This is a genomic window from Arenimonas sp., from assembly GCF_019459675.1.
Lineage (GTDB): Bacteria > Pseudomonadota > Gammaproteobacteria > Xanthomonadales > Xanthomonadaceae > Arenimonas.
The window spans coordinates 1-14,469 of the sequence record NZ_JAIBFH010000379.1 but is presented as its reverse complement, the minus strand read 5'-3'; the positions used below and the strand labels follow the sequence as shown (position 1 = coordinate 14,469).

Genomic DNA, 14,469 nt, shown 5'->3' with positions numbered 1-14,469 from the left:
CTGGACAAGCTCAAGCGCGTGCGCGACCGCATCGACAAGCTGGGCAAGGACATCCGCCTGGAAGTGGACGGCGGAGTGAAGGCCGACAACATCCGCGCCATCGCCGCCGCGGGCGCCGACACCTTCGTGGCCGGCTCGGCCATCTTCAATGCGCCCGACTACGCCACGGTGATCGCGCAGATGCGCGCCGAAGTCGCCGCTGCGCGCGCCTGACCCGAACGCCCGCCCCGGAGCCTGCCGATGAGCCTGAAGACCGCCGACCTGTGCGACGCGCATGAAGCCGGCGTGCGCGTGCTTGACCTGGCGCTGCGCGACTATGGCGGCCGCATCGCCTTCCACGGCCCGGTGAGCACCATCCGCGCGCTGGAAGACAACTCGCGCGTGCGCGAGGCCGTGGCCGAGCCCGGCGAGGGCCGCGTGCTGGTGATCGACGGCGGCGGCTCCACGCGCCGTTCGATGCTGGGCGACAACCTGGCCGCGATGGCGGCGAAAAACGGCTGGGCCGGGGTGGTGGTGCACGGCGTCATCCGCGACACCGACGCCATCGGCCAGCTGGACCTGGGCGTGAAAGCGCTGGGCACCTGCCCGCGCAAGACCGACAAGCTGGGGCAGGGCCTGCGCGACGCGCCGCTGCAGTTTGGCGGCGTTTCCATCGCGCCTGGCGAGTGGCTTTATGCCGACGAGGATGGCGTGGTGGTCTTCGCGGAATCGGTGGCGCACTCCTCATAGGTCAGGTCCAGCCAGCCGCTGGCCTCGCACTTCCCGTTGACCAGTGCTTCTATCCGCTTCGCGCGTTCGGCGTGCAGCTCCGGATTCCTTAAGGGGTGGTAACGGTTGGGTGCGATGGGCATCGCCATGAGGCCGTAGAACTCCCTGTCGGTGAGCCGGGAAAGATCCTTTCCGTAGTAGCCGTTCGCCGCAGCCTCGAAGCCGACGACGGCTTTTCCGTCCAATGATCCGAAGTAGGTGCTGCCCACGTACATGTCCAGCTGCTGCTGTTTCGTAACGCGTGCGTCCAGGACCAGGGCCATGACGTCACGGCCGAAGTCTATTTTCCGGCAGCAGTTGAATACGCCGCGGTAGAACGACTGCATGGCGCCCTTGGTCCCATCCACCTGGTGCTTGCCAAGGAATAGGTCTCTTGCCAGCACCGAGGTGATCGAGGTCACCCCTTGCCCCTTTGAAATGTCCAGCCCGGCGTGCTCGTAGAAAGCGGGATCTTCCACCATCACCAGTGCCCTGACATGTCGAGGATGAATTTGGGTCGCCTGGCCACGGGACGGCGTTGCCATCAGCAGCTCGTCAGCGACTGAGTTGGCCCAGAGAAAAGCAATCAGCAGGTAGACGGGCAGCAACAGGCACATTCCGATGAATGCGGCTTTCAGATATTTTCTTACCACGTGACTCTCTCCTGCACCCTCGCCAGGGTCACCACATAGCGCATCGGCCCCCGCGGCGCGGTCGCGTCGAACGGCCAGCACGTCACCAGCACCAGCGAAGCGCCGCCGTCGCCGGTGGCGATGCGGTGGATGCGCGAATCCACCACCTGCATCGCGGTCACGGTGAATTCGCGGGGGCCCTGCGGTGTTTCCAGCGTGAGCGCGTCTCCGCGGCGCAGCTCGCGCAGCCAGGAAAAATGCGTGTCGCGATGGCCGCTGATGATCGTGGTGCCAGACGCGCTGCCGGGCGCGGCGCTGGCTTCGGCCCAGCCCGGGCCGAAGGCGAGCGGCCGGCCGCTGTCGCCGGCCAGCACCACCTGCGACACGCCCAGCCGCGTCTGCACCAGCCGGGCCACCGCATGCGTGTCGGCCCAGGGCCAGGGCCGGTGCGCGCCGCCGTCGGCCTGCGCCGACTTCCACGACGAATGCAGCAGCTGTTGCGCCAATGCCGCCTTGGCGGGAAGCCAGGCGGCGTTGGCGGAGATCATCATCGCCGCCGCCAACAGGGCGCGGCCAAGCCAGCGGCGCGCCGGGGCGGGTGGGGCTTCCTTGCCCCGAGGGTCCGTCCCTGATGCGGTGGCGCGTGAAGTCACGGCGCCTCCTGCGCCGTCCGGGGGGAAAGCAGGGGCGAGGGCCGGCGCTGCATCAGCGGGCTGGCGTCGGCCGGCAGGAAGTGCCAGTGCATGTGCCGCAGCGCGCGCTCCACCGAGCGCGGGCCAGGGTCGAGCGAGTGGGGCTGGGGTGCGGTGTCGCGGCGTTCAACGATCAGGACCATGGCGGATTCCTCGGTGGGGTCAGGCCTGCGCGGGTTCGCGCAGGAGGATGAGCATCAGCAGGCACAGCAGGAAGGCGACCAGGCGGGCGACCATGGCTCAGCCCCTCGCGCGCAGCAGGAAGAAGGCCGACAGCGCCAGCACCAGGGCCAGCAGCAGTTCGCGCAGCCAGCCGGTGCTGCCCTGTGCGAACTCGAGCGAACCGTCGGGAACGCTGTTCATCATTTGCGTGCTGCCCAGGCCCTGGTCCTTCGGCCGCACCGGCGTGCGATCCACGGCCACCAGGCTGGTGTAGGCGCTGACCAGGCCGTGGCGCAGGGCCACGTCCACGATCATCGGCTTCAGGCTGTCGCTGTCGCCGCCGCGGCGCAGGTCGTCTTCCAGCGCGTTGATGCGTGCGCGGGCCCACAGCCGGCCGATGCCCGGCGACGGCGTGGTGTTCATGCCGCCCAGCGGCACGCGGCGCACCCAGGGCTGCGGGCGCAGGCCGCGAACGGTCACGGCGTCCTGCAGCTGGTCCAGACGCGCCACCACCTGAAGCGCCTCGCCTTCGTACAGGTCGGGCACGCGCGCCGGGTACATCTCGGCCACACCCGGCCAGTCCAGCTGGATGTCGCGCATGGCCGGGCGGTCGAGCTTGGCCAGCAGGCGGTCCATGGCTTCGGTCACTTCTTCGACGTTGCGGATCACGGTCTGGGTGCCGCGGCCGGTTTCGGCCGCTTTGCGCAGGAAGTGGCCGTTGGGCGCGCTGCCGATGCCCACCGGGAACAGGCGCGCTTCGCCGCGCTCGGCTTCGATCAGGGCGAGCAGTTCGTCTTCATTACCCACGGCCGCATCGGTGGCCAGCACCACCTGGCGCAGGTAGCCGGCCGGGGCTGCACCGGCCAGCGCGGCGCGCAGGGCGGGCAGCATTTCGGTGCCGCCATCGGCGGTGAGCGAGCGCACGAAGCTGCGGGCCCGCGCTACGTTGCCCGGCTGCGCCGGCACGGCTTCGGGGTACAGCAGGTCGAACGTGTCATCGAAGCGCACCACGTTGAAGCGATCCCCGGGGCGCAGTCGGGCCAGCGCGCGGTCGGCGGCCTCGATGGCCTGTTCCATGGACGTGCCGGACATCGAGCCGGAGTTGTCGATCACCAGGATGAGTTCGCGCGGCAGCGGCACCGCTGCCAGGGTCGGCGGCACCAGCATCACCAGGGCGAAGTTCTCGCCGCCGATACGGTCGGTGAACACCGCGCTGCGCGGCGCCTTGCTGGGCACGGGCTGCCACTGCAGCACGAAGTCGCGGTCGGTGGCTTCGGCGAAGTTCGACAGCGTCACCCGGTAGGTCGAGCCTTCGGCCATCACGGTGACGCGGTGGGTCGGGCTGGTGAGCGTGGCCAGCGGCAGGCCGGGCTCGATCTCGGCGGTCAGCACCACCGACGGTGGCAGGGCGCTGCCGGCGATGACCGCGCTGTCCACGGCGGGCAGGGCTTGTGCAGCGCTGTGTCCTTCACGCAGGGCCTGCGCGCTGCTGGCCGCCGGCGTGTAGCGCGGTGTCAGCGTCAGCGGCAGGTTCAGCGAAAACGTGCCGTCGCGATAAGCCACGGGCTGCCAGTAGCGCACTTCGATCTCGATTTCCTCGCCCGGGCCGATGTTGGCCACGGCGGTCTGGAACAGGTTCGGGCGGTTCTGCTCGACCAGGCTGGCGCGCTGGCCGTTGGCCGCGGCGGCCGCGTAGATCGCCTTGGCCTTTTCCTTTTCGCGGATCTCGCCTTCGATCAGCCTCTTGCCGATGCGCAGCGTGAGCGCGCCGACGGCGGCGTCCTCGGGCAGCGGCAGAAGGTAGCGGCCTTCGCGCCACTGGCTGCTGTCGTTGCGGTAGGTCTGGCGCACGCTCACTTCGGCCAGCAGGCCGCGCACCTGCATGTCCACCGTGGTGTCCATGGCCAGGGTGGCGACCCAGCGGTCGCCTTCGCGCAGCATCAGGCCTTCGGGCTCGGGGTCCTCGGCCCCGTCGCGCTCGTCGGCCAGGGCCGGCACGCAGGCGAAGGCCAGCGCCACGACCAGGGTCATCATCAGGTGGAACCACAGCAGCGGCCGCGGCGGTACGCGGGGGCTGCGGTAGAGGCGGGGCTTGCGGGTCTCGCGCACGTGCATGTCGATCTCCTGGGTGGTGGAGCCATTCCAGGCCCACGCGGAGCCCGCACCCGGGCCGGTTCGGGGCAGGGGGCTGACCAGTTGTGGCGATTTGCGGGCAGCCCGTTGCCGCGCCCCGCCGTGCTGGCCTAGGCTGGCCGCCATGTCACGCATCGTTGCCATCGTCGAAGACGAACCCGCCATCCTCGCCAACACCACCGAGGCGCTGCGCCGCCACGGCTACGGCGTGCAGCCGCTCGCCAGTCGCGCGCAGGCGCAGGCGGCGTTCGCGCTGAAGCTGCCCGACCTGGTGATCATCGACGTGGGGCTGGGCGATGAGCCCGAGGGCGGCTTCGATCTGTGCCGCGACCTGCGCGCGCGCTCGGCCACGCTGCCCATTCTTTTCCTGACGGCGCGCGATTCGGACTTCGATGTGATTTCAGGACTGCGGCTCGGCGCCGACGACTACCTGAGCAAGGACACCAGCCTGCCCCAGCTCACCGCGCGCATCCACGCGCTGTTCCGGCGGCTGGACTCGCTGGCGGCGCCGCAGGCGCGCGATTCGGTGTTCCGGCTGCGCGGTCTCACGCTGGAGCTTGAGCGCATGCGCGTGAGCTGGAACGGCGCCGAAGTGGCGCTCACCGTCACCGAGTTCTGGATGGTGCACGCGCTGGTGCGCTACCCGGGCCACGTCAAGACGCGCGAACAGCTGATGCGCGAGGCGCAGGTGGTGGTGGACGACGCCACCATCACTTCGCACATCAAGCGCATCCGCCGGAAGTTCCAGGGGCTGGATGCGGCGTTCGACGAAGTGGACACCGTGCACGGCGCCGGCTACCGCTGGCGTGCCTGAGTCGAACCCATGACCCTGCGCGGGAAACTGCTGCTGCTTTCTCTGTCCATCCTGGCCCTGCCCTGGGCCGGCTGGCAGTTCGTGCAGCAGCTCGAAGTGCTGCTGCGGCAGGGGCAGGAGCAGGCGCTGCTGGCCTCGGCCGAGGCGCTGGCGCGCGGCATCGCCGTGCGGCCGGCGAACCTGCCGGCCTCGGGGCCCGGTTGGTTCGTGCACCGGCTGGCGTTCGCGCCGCGGCTGGACGGCGAAGACGGCGACTGGCGCGCATCGGGCGCCGAGCCCGCGTCGGTGGGAGGCGGCGCGCCGTGGCTGCGCGCCAGCGTCGGCCGCGCCAACGAACGCGTGCACCTGCTGGTGCAGGTGGACGACACCAGCCGCCAGCGGGGTGAAGCGCACTGGCCGGGCGACCTGGAGTTCGACCGCGTGCGGCTGCGGCTGCTGGGCCCCGGCGGCGAGCTCGTGCTGAGGCTGGCCAACAGCCAAAGCGGCGAGCTGCTGGTCGCGGGCGAAGACGGCCTGCCGCCGCCGATCCGCGTCGAGGGCTTCTGGCTTGAACACGACCAGGGCTACACCATTGAACTGGCGCTGCCGCAAGCCTTCGACGTGCGCGGACTGGGGCTGGAGGCGCGCGACCTGGACGCCGCCGGCCAGCGCCGCGTGGCCGGCAGCCTGGCGGGCGACGACGCGCTGAAAGCCTGGCCGCTGCACGGCTATGCCGGCGCGCTGGAGCCGGCACTGCTGACGCTGGCACCGCCGGGCATGCGTGTACTGCTGGCCGACCGCGAGGCCTGGGTGATCGCCCGTGCCGGCCGCATCCGCGCCGACGCCAGCGAGGAAGACCTGCTGCCCTGGCGCCGCGGCCTTTACCGTGCGCTGCTGTTCCGCGACACGCTGCCGGCCGCCGATGAGGCGCCCGATGCCGGGCGGGTGGTGCGCGCCGAAGTGGCGGCGGCGATCGCCGGCGGGTCCGGCACCGCGTGGCGCCGCGACCCTTCCGGCGCCCGGCTGCTGCTGTCGGCCGCCGTGCCCGTGAAAGTGGACGGTGAGGTGCGCGCGGCGCTGCTGCTGGAGCGCTCGAACTCGGAGGTGCTGCTGCTCACCGATCGCGCGTTCTCGGGCCTGCTGGGCGTGAGCCTGGTCGCCTTCCTCGCCTCGGGCGGCGTGATGTTCCTGTTCGCGTCGCACCTGGGTGCGCGTATCCGCCGCCTGCGCGACGCCGCCGAGCGCGCGCTGGACCGCGAGGGCCGGGTCACGCCTTTCCCGACCACGCGCGCGCGTGACGAAGTGGGCGATCTGAGCCGCAGCTTCGCCAGCCTGCTCGACCAGGTGGCCGCGTACACCGACTACCTGCGCTCGCTGTCAGGCAAGCTCTCGCACGAGCTCAACACGCCGCTGGCCATCGTGCGCACCTCGCTCGACAACCTGGACGCCGCCGCGCTGCCCGCCGACACGCAGCCCTACCTGGCCCGCGCCCGCGACGGCGTCGAGCGCATGGGCACGCTGGTGCGGACGATGAGCGAGGTGACCCGCATCGAGCACGCCATCGAATCGGCCGAAGCCGAAACCTTCGACCTGCGCGCCCTGGTGGCCGACTACGCCGAAGGCCACCGCGGCCTGCTGCTGCCGCGCGAGCTGCGGGTGGACCTGCCCGCGTCGCCGCTGCGGCTGCGCGGCTCGCCCGACCTGGTGGCACAGGCGCTGGACAAGCTGTTCGACAACGCACGCGGCTTTTGCCCGCCCGAAGGCTGGGTCCGGCTGTCGCTTGCGCCGGAGGGCGACGGCGCGCGCATTGCGGTGGCCAACCTGGGCCCGCCGGTGCCCGAGGCCATGCGGGCGCGGCTGTTCGACTCGCTGGTGAGCCTGCGCGGGAAACCCCAGCGCCTCGAGGGCGCCACGCACCTGGGCTTCGGCCTGTACGTGGTCAAGCTGGTTGCCGAACTCCACCGCGGCCGCGCCCAGGTCCGCAATCTTCCCGATGGCGATGGCGTCGAGTTCACCCTCCACCTCCACCCCATGCCGTGAAGACACGGAAAATTTAACAGGTACATTTTAACGCAGCGTCCGGTGCCCGACTAAGCTCCCACGAAAATGTACCTGGTACATTTTCCGTGCCCCGCGCGCTGGAAGTTATACTCGGCGCCTGTCCTGACGGGTCATCGCCGTGATTACTGCCGAAGAGTTCAAGCGCCTCGCGGGTGAAGGCCACAACCGCATCCCGGTGGTGCGCGAAGTCCTTTCGGACCTCGATACGCCCCTCTCGGTGTACCTCAAGCTGGCCGATGGTCCGCATACCTACCTGTTCGAATCGGTGGAGGGCGGCGAAACCTGGGGCCGGTATTCGATCATCGGGCTGCCCGCGCGCCGCACCTACACCTTCCGCGGCCATACGCTGGAAGTGCGCGAGCACGGCGAGCTGACCGAGAGCCGCGAACTGGCCGACCCGCTGGCCGAGGTCGACCGCCTGCGCGCCAGCTTCCGGGTGCCGCAGATGCCCGACCTGCCGGCCTTCACCGGCGGCCTGGTCGGCTACTTCGGCTTCGAAACCATCGGCTGGATCGAGCCGCGGCTGGCCGGCCCCATGCCCGACGGCAGCACCAAGCCCGACCAGCTCGGCACGCCCGACGCGCTGCTGATGCTGAGCGAGGAAGTGGCCGTTTTCGACAACCTCAAGGGACGCCTGTACCTGATCGTGCACGCCGACCCGTCCGAGCCCCAGGCCTACGCGAAGGCCCTGCGCCGCCTGGACGAGCTGGTGTACCGCCTGCGCCACTCCGGACGCAGCTATCCCGACGTGCTTGACCCGTCCCTGCTGAGCGAACAGGACTTCGTGTCCGGCTTCACCAAGGAAGGCTTCCTGGCCGCCGTGGAAAAATCCAAGGAATACATCCGCGCCGGCGACATCTTCCAGGTGGTGCTGAGCCAGCGCATGAGCGTGCCGTTCCGCGCCCGGCCGGTGGACGTATACCGCGCGCTGCGCGCGCTCAATCCCTCGCCCTACATGTACTTCCTCGACCTGGGCGGCACCCAGGTGGTGGGCAGTTCGCCGGAAATCCTGGTGCGCCTGAAGGGTGGCGAGATCACCGTGCGACCGATCGCCGGCACCCGTCCGCGCGGCGAGACGCCCGAAGCCGACGCCGCGCTGGAAGCCGAGCTGCTGGCCGATCCCAAGGAATGCGCCGAGCACCTGATGCTGATCGACCTGGGCCGCAATGACGTCGGCCGCGTCGCCCGGCCGGGCAGCGTGAAGGTGCCCGACCGCTTCATCATCGAAAAGTACTCGCACGTGATGCACATCGTCAGCGAAGTGCGCGGCACGCTGCAGCCGGGCGTGGGTTTCGCCGACGTGATCAAGGCGACCTTCCCGGCCGGCACCGTCAGCGGCGCGCCGAAGATCCGCGCGCTGGAAGTGATCCGCGAGCTCGAGCCGGTCAAGCGCAACATCTACTCCGGCGCGGTCGGCTACCTCAACTGGTGGGGCGACGCCGACACCGCCATCGCCATCCGCACCGCCGTGATCCAGGACGGTCGCCTGCACGTGCAGGCCGGCGCCGGCATCGTGCACGACTCCGACCCCGAAAAAGAGTGGGAAGAAACGCTCAACAAGGGTCGTGCGCTGTTCCGGGCCGTGGCGCAGGCGGCCGGCGGCTTGTAGGCAGGGCTTCCCCCTCCGGCCGACCGGGTCGACCCGCGGGAGCGAGCGTTTTCACTTAATTTTCACCTCGGCCAAGTCACCTTTCTCGTGACTGCGGGCCCCTCTGGTCATGTGCAAAGCATGGCGATGTCGTAGTCGAAAAACGATGCAACGGCCCGCTGTCTGAACTCTCCATGCCAAGTCGGCGGCGCCGGGCATTGAACCTTCGATTGCCCAGGAGAGTTCCCCGTGGAAATCATCACCAGCCTTTGGCTAGGCATGCCCGTGTGGGTGTGGCTGTCCTTCCTTGCCACCGTCCTTGCCATCCTCGCTTTCGATCTAGGTGTCCTGCACAAGGAAACACACGAGATCGAGGTCAAGGAAAGCCTCTGGATGTCGTCGCTCTACATCGGCCTGGGCCTGTTCTGGGCCGTCGCCGTCTGGTGGATCTACTACATGTACGGCGGCGACAACGCCATCGATCCCCAGATCGCGGGACTGCCCACGCCGGAAGCGAAAGCCTGGGAGGCCGTCAAGCTTTACCTGACCGGCTACCTGGTCGAGAAGACGCTGGCGATGGACAACGTGTTCATCATCTCGATGATCTTCGCGTACTTCGCGGTCCCCCGGATCTACCAGCACCGCGTGCTCTTCTGGGGAATCCTCGGCGTCATCGTGCTGCGCGCCATCATGATCGGCCTGGGTGCGGCGCTGGTGATGGAGTTCGCTTGGATCATGTACTTCTTCGCCGTCATCCTGGTCGCGACCGGCGTGAAGATGATCGTGATGATGGACCAGAAGCCGGACATCGCCAACAACCCGGTGCTGCTGCTGATGAAGCGCAGGATGAACGTCACCAACGAAGTGCACGGTGAAAAGTTCTGGGTCAAGCTGCCCGTAGGCAACACCGGCAGGATGGCGTGGTTCGCAACGCCGCTGTTCCTGTGCCTGGTGCTGGTGGAGATCGCCGACGTCGTCTTCGCCATCGATTCGGTGCCGGCCATCTTCGCGATCACCCCCGACCCGTTCATCGTCTACACCTCGAACATCTTCGCGATCCTGGGCCTGCGCGCCCTCTACTTCGCGCTGGCGGCGATGGTGCACCGCTTCCATTACCTCAAGTACGCGCTCGCGATCGTGCTGATCTTCATCGGCGCCAAGATCTTCCTGGGCGACATCCTCTGGGATGGCAAGATGCCTGCGGAACTCAGCCTCGGCATTACGGCGTCGCTGCTGTTCGGCGGCGTGCTGTACTCGCTGTGGAAGACGCGCGGCTCCGCCGGCACCGATCCCTCGCCGATGGCGTCGGGCGGCGGCAGCGTCCCCGAAACGGCGGGCGCGATGAGCGTGGGCCAGGCGATGACCCGGGAGTTCGTCTCGGTGCCGGCCGACGCCAGCATCGGCGAGGCGGCGACGCTGATGACGGCCACCCGCACCAGTGCGCTGGTGGTGATGGATGCCGACCACCGCCTGCGCGGCCTGGTCACGGACGGCGACCTCCTGCGTCGCGAGGAGCTGGGCACCGCTCCGACCACCGAGTTGTGGCGCACCCTGTTCTCCGACGACAAGACGCTGGCACGCGCCTTCGCGAAGGCCTACGGGCGCCGGGTCGAGACCGTGATGTCCAAGGACCTCAAGACCGTCACCGAGGACATGCCCCTGGCCGATGCCGCACAGCTGCTGTTCGCGCTCGGCGTGAAGACGCTGCCCGTCGTCGGCGACGGCAAGCTCGTGGGCATCCTCTCGCGCAGCGATATCGTGCGAACGCTCGGTCGCCTCGGTTCGGAGCTGACGTCGTCCGTGAGTACCGATGCGGAGATCGTCGACGCCATCGGCACGCGGATCAGCCGCTCGGGCTGGCTCAGCCCGCAGCAGGTTGGATTCGAAGTGAACGAGGGTGCGGTGTCGCTGCGTGGCACGCTGAGCTCGGAGGATCAGCACGCGGCCCTGGTCGCCCTGGTCGAGGGCGTGCCCGGGGTCAGGTCGGTGGACGACGCGCATCTCACGGTGAGCTCCGGGCTAGTGTCCAGGCCGGTCTGATGGCGCGCGCCGGCATGCCGACCGGGCCTGAAGCCAGCCCCGTGATTCGCCGCGGCCCACTCGACTGGATCGAGTGGGTTGGCAACAAGCTGCCCGAGCCGGCCCTGCTGTTTGCGCTGTTGGCCCTGCTGGTGGCGCTGGTCTCGGCCCTGGGCGCGGCGATGGAGTGGAGCGTGCAGCCGGTGAAGCCGGTGCTGCGGACCGAGATGCAGCTGCAGCCGGACGGGCAGATGCAGCAGGCGCCGGTGCTCGATGCCCGGGGCGTGCCGCAGCTGGACCTGGTGGCCCAGGGCGATCCGGTTCAGCCGCGTTCGCTGCTGACCGTGGACGGCGTCTATTGGATGCTGTCCTCGGCGCTGCGCAATTTTGCCCAGATGCCGGCGCTGCCGCTCATCTTCGTTGCCATGCTGGGCATCGGGCTTGCAGAGAAGTTCGGCTTCTTCTCCGCGCTGATGCGCTGGCTGGCGCTGCTGACGCCGCGGCGGCTGCTGACGCCGGCGGTGGTGCTGCTGGGCGCGACATCGTCGGTGGCGTCCGACGCCGGCTACATCATCCTGCCGCCGCTGGCGGCCGCGCTTTACCTGGCGGTGGGCCGGCATCCCGTGGCCGGCATGGCGGCAGCGTTCTGTGGCGTGGCCGGCGGCTTTGGCGCCGGCTTCTTCCCCACCGGCGGCGACAGCGTGCTCACCGGGTTCGCGCAGGACGCCTCGCGCGTCATGGACCCGGGCTACACGGTTTCCATCCTGCACAACTATTACTTCAAGGTGGGCTCGGCGTTCACGGTGATGCTGGCCGGCTGGTTCGTCACCGATCGCATCGTCGAACCCCGCCTCAACCGGCACAATCCCGAAGACAAGGCCGCGGCGGGCGACGACACTGCCCGGACCATGGCGCTCGCCCCGCGCGAGCGTCGCGCGCTGATGGGCTCGCTGGCCAGCCTGCTGGCCGGCCTGGCCCTGGTGGCGACGTTGGTGCTGGTGCCCGGCATGCCCCTGCACGGCGACGGCAAGCCCAGCCTGCCCAGTGGGCGCGTGGCCACCACCACGGCGGTGCAACTGCTGCCGGCGGGTAGCGAAGTGGAAGAGGGCAGCACGGTTCTGGCCACGGAGCCCTTCACCGTGGTGGCCGACGGCGCGCCGCGGCTGCTCGAGTCCCCGGGCCCGCGCTGGTCGCACGTCATCGTGCCGCTGATCGCCCTGCTGTTCCTGCTGCCGGGCCTGGTTTTTGGCGCCATGAACGGGGTTCTTCGCAACCAGAACGACCTGGCCGACGCCCTCAACCACGGCATCCGCGGCATCGTCCCGGTGCTGGTGATGCTGTTCTTCCTCGCCCAGTTCGTCGCCTACATGGGCTACAGCGGCCTGGACCGGATGCTGGCCTACGCGGGCGGAAGCCTGCTGTTCCAGGCCGACCTGCCGATTCCGCTGCTGGTGGTGGCCTTCGTGATGGTGGTGGTGTTCGGCGACTTCGCGATGAGCGGCATGCTCAGCAAGTTCGGCGTGCTGGCGCCCATCTTCATCCCGATGTTCATGATCGTGGGCATGAGCCCCGAGCTGACGACGGCGGCGTACCGCATTGGTGATTCGGTCGTCAACATCGTCACCCCGCTCAATTCCTACCTGCTGATCATCCTGGTGGTTTTCCAGAAGTACCGGCCCAAGGCCGGCCTGGGCACGCTGATCGCGCTGATGGTGCCTTACTCGATCGTGCTGGGCGTGGCGTGGACGCTGATGCTGGTGCTGTGGATGGCGGTCGGCCTGCCGCTGGGGCCGGACGCTCCGCTTTACTACCTGCCCGGGACCTGAACCGGCGGTCCTGCCTGGGTTGACGGTGCGCACCGGCGCCCAGGCAGGGGGCGCGTCCGTTATCCTTGGCATCCGCGCCTGCCGGCCGCGACCCTTCCGGACGGATACACCCCCACATGCTCCTGATGATCGACAACTACGACAGCTTCACCTACAACCTCGTGCAGTATTTCGGCGAGCTGGGTGAAGACGTGAAGGTCGTGCGCAACGACGCGCTGACCGTCGCGCAGATCGCCGCCCTCAAGCCCGACCACATCGTCATCTCGCCGGGCCCCTGCACGCCCAACGAAGCCGGTGTGTCGCTCGAGGTGCTGGAGAAGCTGTCGGGCATGGTGCCCATCCTGGGCGTCTGCCTGGGCCACCAAAGCCTGGGCCAGGCCTTCGGCGGCGAAGTGGTGCGGGCGCGCACCATCATGCACGGCAAGACCTCGCCCATCCGCCACACGGGCGTGGGCGTGTTCGCCGGCTTGCCCGATCCGTTCGAGGCCACGCGCTACCATTCGCTGGTGGTGCGCAAGGAAACCTTGCCCGACTGCCTCGAGATCACGGCCTGGACCGAGAACGAAGACGGCTCGATGGACGAGATCATGGGGCTGCGCCACAAGACGCTGCCGGTGGAGGGCGTGCAGTTCCACCCCGAATCCATCCTCACGCAGCACGGCCACGCCATGCTGAAGAACTTCCTCCAGGGACACCGGGCCTGACGGCCCGACCACAACGCAGGGCCACGCAATGCCGATTACGCCCCAGGACGCGCTCCAGCGCATCATCGACCACCGCGAGATCTTCCACGACGAGATGGTGGACCTGATGCGCCAGGTGATGCGCGGCGAAGTCTCGCCCGTGCTCACCGCCGCCATCCTGTCCGGCCTGCGCGTGCGCAAGGAAACCGTTGGCGAAATCGCCGGCGCGGCGCAGGTGATGCGCGAATTCGCCGCCAAGGTCACCGTGCCCAATGCCCATCATTTCGTCGACATCGTGGGCACCGGCGGCGACGCCTCGCATACGTTCAACATCTCCACCGCCAGCATGTTCGTGGCGGCGGCGGCGGGCGCCAAGGTGGCCAAGCACGGCAACCGCAGCGTGTCGTCCAAGTCCGGCAGCGCCGACGTGCTGGAGGCGCTGGGCGCCGTGATCGAGCTGCAGCCCGACCAGGTGTCGGCCTGCATCGCCGAAACCGGCATGGGCTTCATGTTCGCGCCCGTGCACCACCCGGCCATGAAGAACGTGGCGGCGGTGCGCAAGGAGCTGGGCGTGCGCACCATGTTCAACATCCTGGGCCCGCTGACCAACCCGGCCGGCGCACCCAACATCCTGATGGGCGTGTTCCATCCCGACCTGGTGGGCATCCAGGTGCGCGTGCTGCGCCAGCTGGGCGCCAAGCGCGCCATGGTGGTCTGGGGCCGCGACGGCATGGACGAGATATCGCTGGGCGGCGCGACCATGGTCGGCGAACTGCGCGGCGAAGAGATCATCGAGTATGAGATCCACCCCGAGGACTTCGGCATTTCGATGGCTGCCAGCCGCAACCTGCGCGTGGCCAACTCCGAGGAGTCGATGGTGCTGCTGATGGAGGCCATCGACGGCAAGGACGGCCTGCCCAAGGAAATCGTCGCGCTCAACACCGGCGCCGCGCTTTACACGGCGGGGCAGGCGGTGTCGATCGCCGACGGCATCGACCAGGCCCGCGCCGTGATGGCGTCGGGCAAGGCCCGCGCCAAGCTCGACCAGTTCGTCGCCGCCACCCCGCGGCGGGCGGGCCAGTAGCCCGACAATGCCCCCCCCCCCGTCGCCCCCCAGCCAGCGCCGCCCTGGG

The 14,469-nt window shown here is 69.1% G+C and carries 12 protein-coding genes and 1 pseudogene; 9 read left to right on the top strand and 4 right to left on the bottom strand.

Features of this window, described 5'->3' with window-relative positions; translation table 11 throughout:
* Both K0M70_RS12645 and rraA read left to right on the top strand, forming a co-directional pair.
* Window positions 1-213: pseudogene (locus K0M70_RS12645) on the top strand (ribulose-phosphate 3-epimerase); the annotation flags it as partial.
* Between the two features lie 27 nt (window positions 214-240).
* Complete coding sequence (gene rraA / locus K0M70_RS12640; RefSeq protein ID WP_290782472.1) at window positions 241-729, top strand: ribonuclease E activity regulator RraA; 489 nt, start codon at window positions 241-243, stop codon at window positions 727-729.
* Here rraA and K0M70_RS12635 read toward each other — a convergent pair.
* The 4 genes from K0M70_RS12635 to K0M70_RS12620 all read right to left on the bottom strand — a co-directional run bounded on the left by K0M70_RS12635 (window position 672) and on the right by K0M70_RS12620 (window position 4,348).
* Window positions 672-1,400: a biosynthetic peptidoglycan transglycosylase gene (locus K0M70_RS12635; protein WP_290782470.1), complete on the bottom strand. Its 729-nt coding sequence runs from the start codon at window positions 1,398-1,400 to the stop codon at window positions 672-674. The two genes, rraA and K0M70_RS12635, sit on opposite strands and share 58 nt — an antisense overlap.
* Window positions 1,394-1,930 carry a class GN sortase gene (locus tag K0M70_RS12630; protein ID WP_290782474.1) on the bottom strand — a complete coding sequence of 179 codons (537 nt, stop codon included), beginning with the start codon at window positions 1,928-1,930 and terminating at the stop codon, window positions 1,394-1,396. The genes K0M70_RS12635 and K0M70_RS12630 overlap by 7 nt, the downstream gene beginning before the upstream one ends.
* A 98-nt stretch (window positions 1,931-2,028) precedes the next feature.
* A complete protein-coding gene (locus tag K0M70_RS12625; RefSeq protein ID WP_290782468.1) occupies window positions 2,029-2,214 on the bottom strand; it encodes a hypothetical protein in 186 nt (61 codons plus the stop codon).
* Window positions 2,215-2,311: 97 nt separating this feature from the next.
* Window positions 2,312-4,348 carry a marine proteobacterial sortase target protein gene (locus tag K0M70_RS12620; RefSeq protein ID WP_290782466.1) on the bottom strand — a complete coding sequence of 679 codons (2,037 nt, stop codon included), beginning with the start codon at window positions 4,346-4,348 and terminating at the stop codon, window positions 2,312-2,314.
* Window positions 4,349-4,490: 142 nt separating this feature from the next.
* Between K0M70_RS12620 and pdsR the strand changes: the two genes are divergently transcribed.
* The 7 genes from pdsR (at window position 4,491) to trpD (ending at window position 14,420) form a co-directional block, all read left to right on the top strand.
* The gene (gene pdsR / locus K0M70_RS12615) at window positions 4,491-5,180 is read left to right on the top strand and encodes a proteobacterial dedicated sortase system response regulator (RefSeq protein WP_290782464.1); all 690 of its coding nucleotides are present in this window, start codon (window positions 4,491-4,493) and stop codon (window positions 5,178-5,180) included.
* Window positions 5,181-5,189: 9 nt separating this feature from the next.
* The gene (locus K0M70_RS12610; RefSeq protein WP_290782463.1) at window positions 5,190-7,199 is read left to right on the top strand and encodes an ATP-binding protein; all 2,010 of its coding nucleotides are present in this window, start codon (window positions 5,190-5,192) and stop codon (window positions 7,197-7,199) included.
* A gap of 139 nt (window positions 7,200-7,338) precedes the next feature.
* A complete protein-coding gene (trpE, locus tag K0M70_RS12605) occupies window positions 7,339-8,829 on the top strand; it encodes an anthranilate synthase component I (protein ID WP_290782462.1) in 1,491 nt (496 codons plus the stop codon).
* Window positions 8,830-9,057: 228 nt separating this feature from the next.
* Window positions 9,058-10,848, top strand: a complete 1,791-nt coding sequence (locus K0M70_RS12600) for a TerC/Alx family metal homeostasis membrane protein (RefSeq protein ID WP_290782460.1) — start codon at window positions 9,058-9,060, stop codon at window positions 10,846-10,848.
* A gap of 14 nt (window positions 10,849-10,862) precedes the next feature.
* Window positions 10,863-12,653: an AbgT family transporter gene (locus K0M70_RS12595; RefSeq protein ID WP_290782458.1), complete on the top strand. Its 1,791-nt coding sequence runs from the start codon at window positions 10,863-10,865 to the stop codon at window positions 12,651-12,653.
* A 116-nt stretch (window positions 12,654-12,769) separates the two neighbouring features.
* The gene (locus K0M70_RS12590; RefSeq protein ID WP_290782457.1) at window positions 12,770-13,357 is read left to right on the top strand and encodes an aminodeoxychorismate/anthranilate synthase component II; all 588 of its coding nucleotides are present in this window, start codon (window positions 12,770-12,772) and stop codon (window positions 13,355-13,357) included.
* Between the two features lie 28 nt (window positions 13,358-13,385).
* Window positions 13,386-14,420 carry an anthranilate phosphoribosyltransferase gene (trpD, locus tag K0M70_RS12585; protein ID WP_290782456.1) on the top strand — a complete coding sequence of 345 codons (1,035 nt, stop codon included), beginning with the start codon at window positions 13,386-13,388 and terminating at the stop codon, window positions 14,418-14,420.
* Window positions 14,421-14,469 lie beyond the last annotated feature (49 nt).

Bases quoted from the DNA above. Each gene is read 5' to 3' on its own strand.
- K0M70_RS12590 (WP_290782457.1), top strand. From the start codon at position 12,770: ATGCTCCTGATGATCGACAACTACGACAGCTTCACCTACAACCTCGTG.
- rraA (WP_290782472.1), top strand. From the start codon at position 241: ATGAGCCTGAAGACCGCCGACCTGTGCGACGCGCATGAAGCCGGCGTG.
- pdsR (WP_290782464.1), top strand. From the start codon at position 4,491: ATGTCACGCATCGTTGCCATCGTCGAAGACGAACCCGCCATCCTCGCC.
- K0M70_RS12595 (WP_290782458.1), top strand. From the start codon at position 10,863: ATGCCGACCGGGCCTGAAGCCAGCCCCGTGATTCGCCGCGGCCCACTC.
- K0M70_RS12620 (WP_290782466.1), bottom strand. From the start codon at position 4,348: ATGCACGTGCGCGAGACCCGCAAGCCCCGCCTCTACCGCAGCCCCCGC.
- K0M70_RS12630 (WP_290782474.1), bottom strand. From the start codon at position 1,930: ATGATGATCTCCGCCAACGCCGCCTGGCTTCCCGCCAAGGCGGCATTG.
- K0M70_RS12610 (WP_290782463.1), top strand. From the start codon at position 5,190: ATGACCCTGCGCGGGAAACTGCTGCTGCTTTCTCTGTCCATCCTGGCC.
- K0M70_RS12625 (WP_290782468.1), bottom strand. From the start codon at position 2,214: ATGGTCCTGATCGTTGAACGCCGCGACACCGCACCCCAGCCCCACTCG.
- trpD (WP_290782456.1), top strand. From the start codon at position 13,386: ATGCCGATTACGCCCCAGGACGCGCTCCAGCGCATCATCGACCACCGC.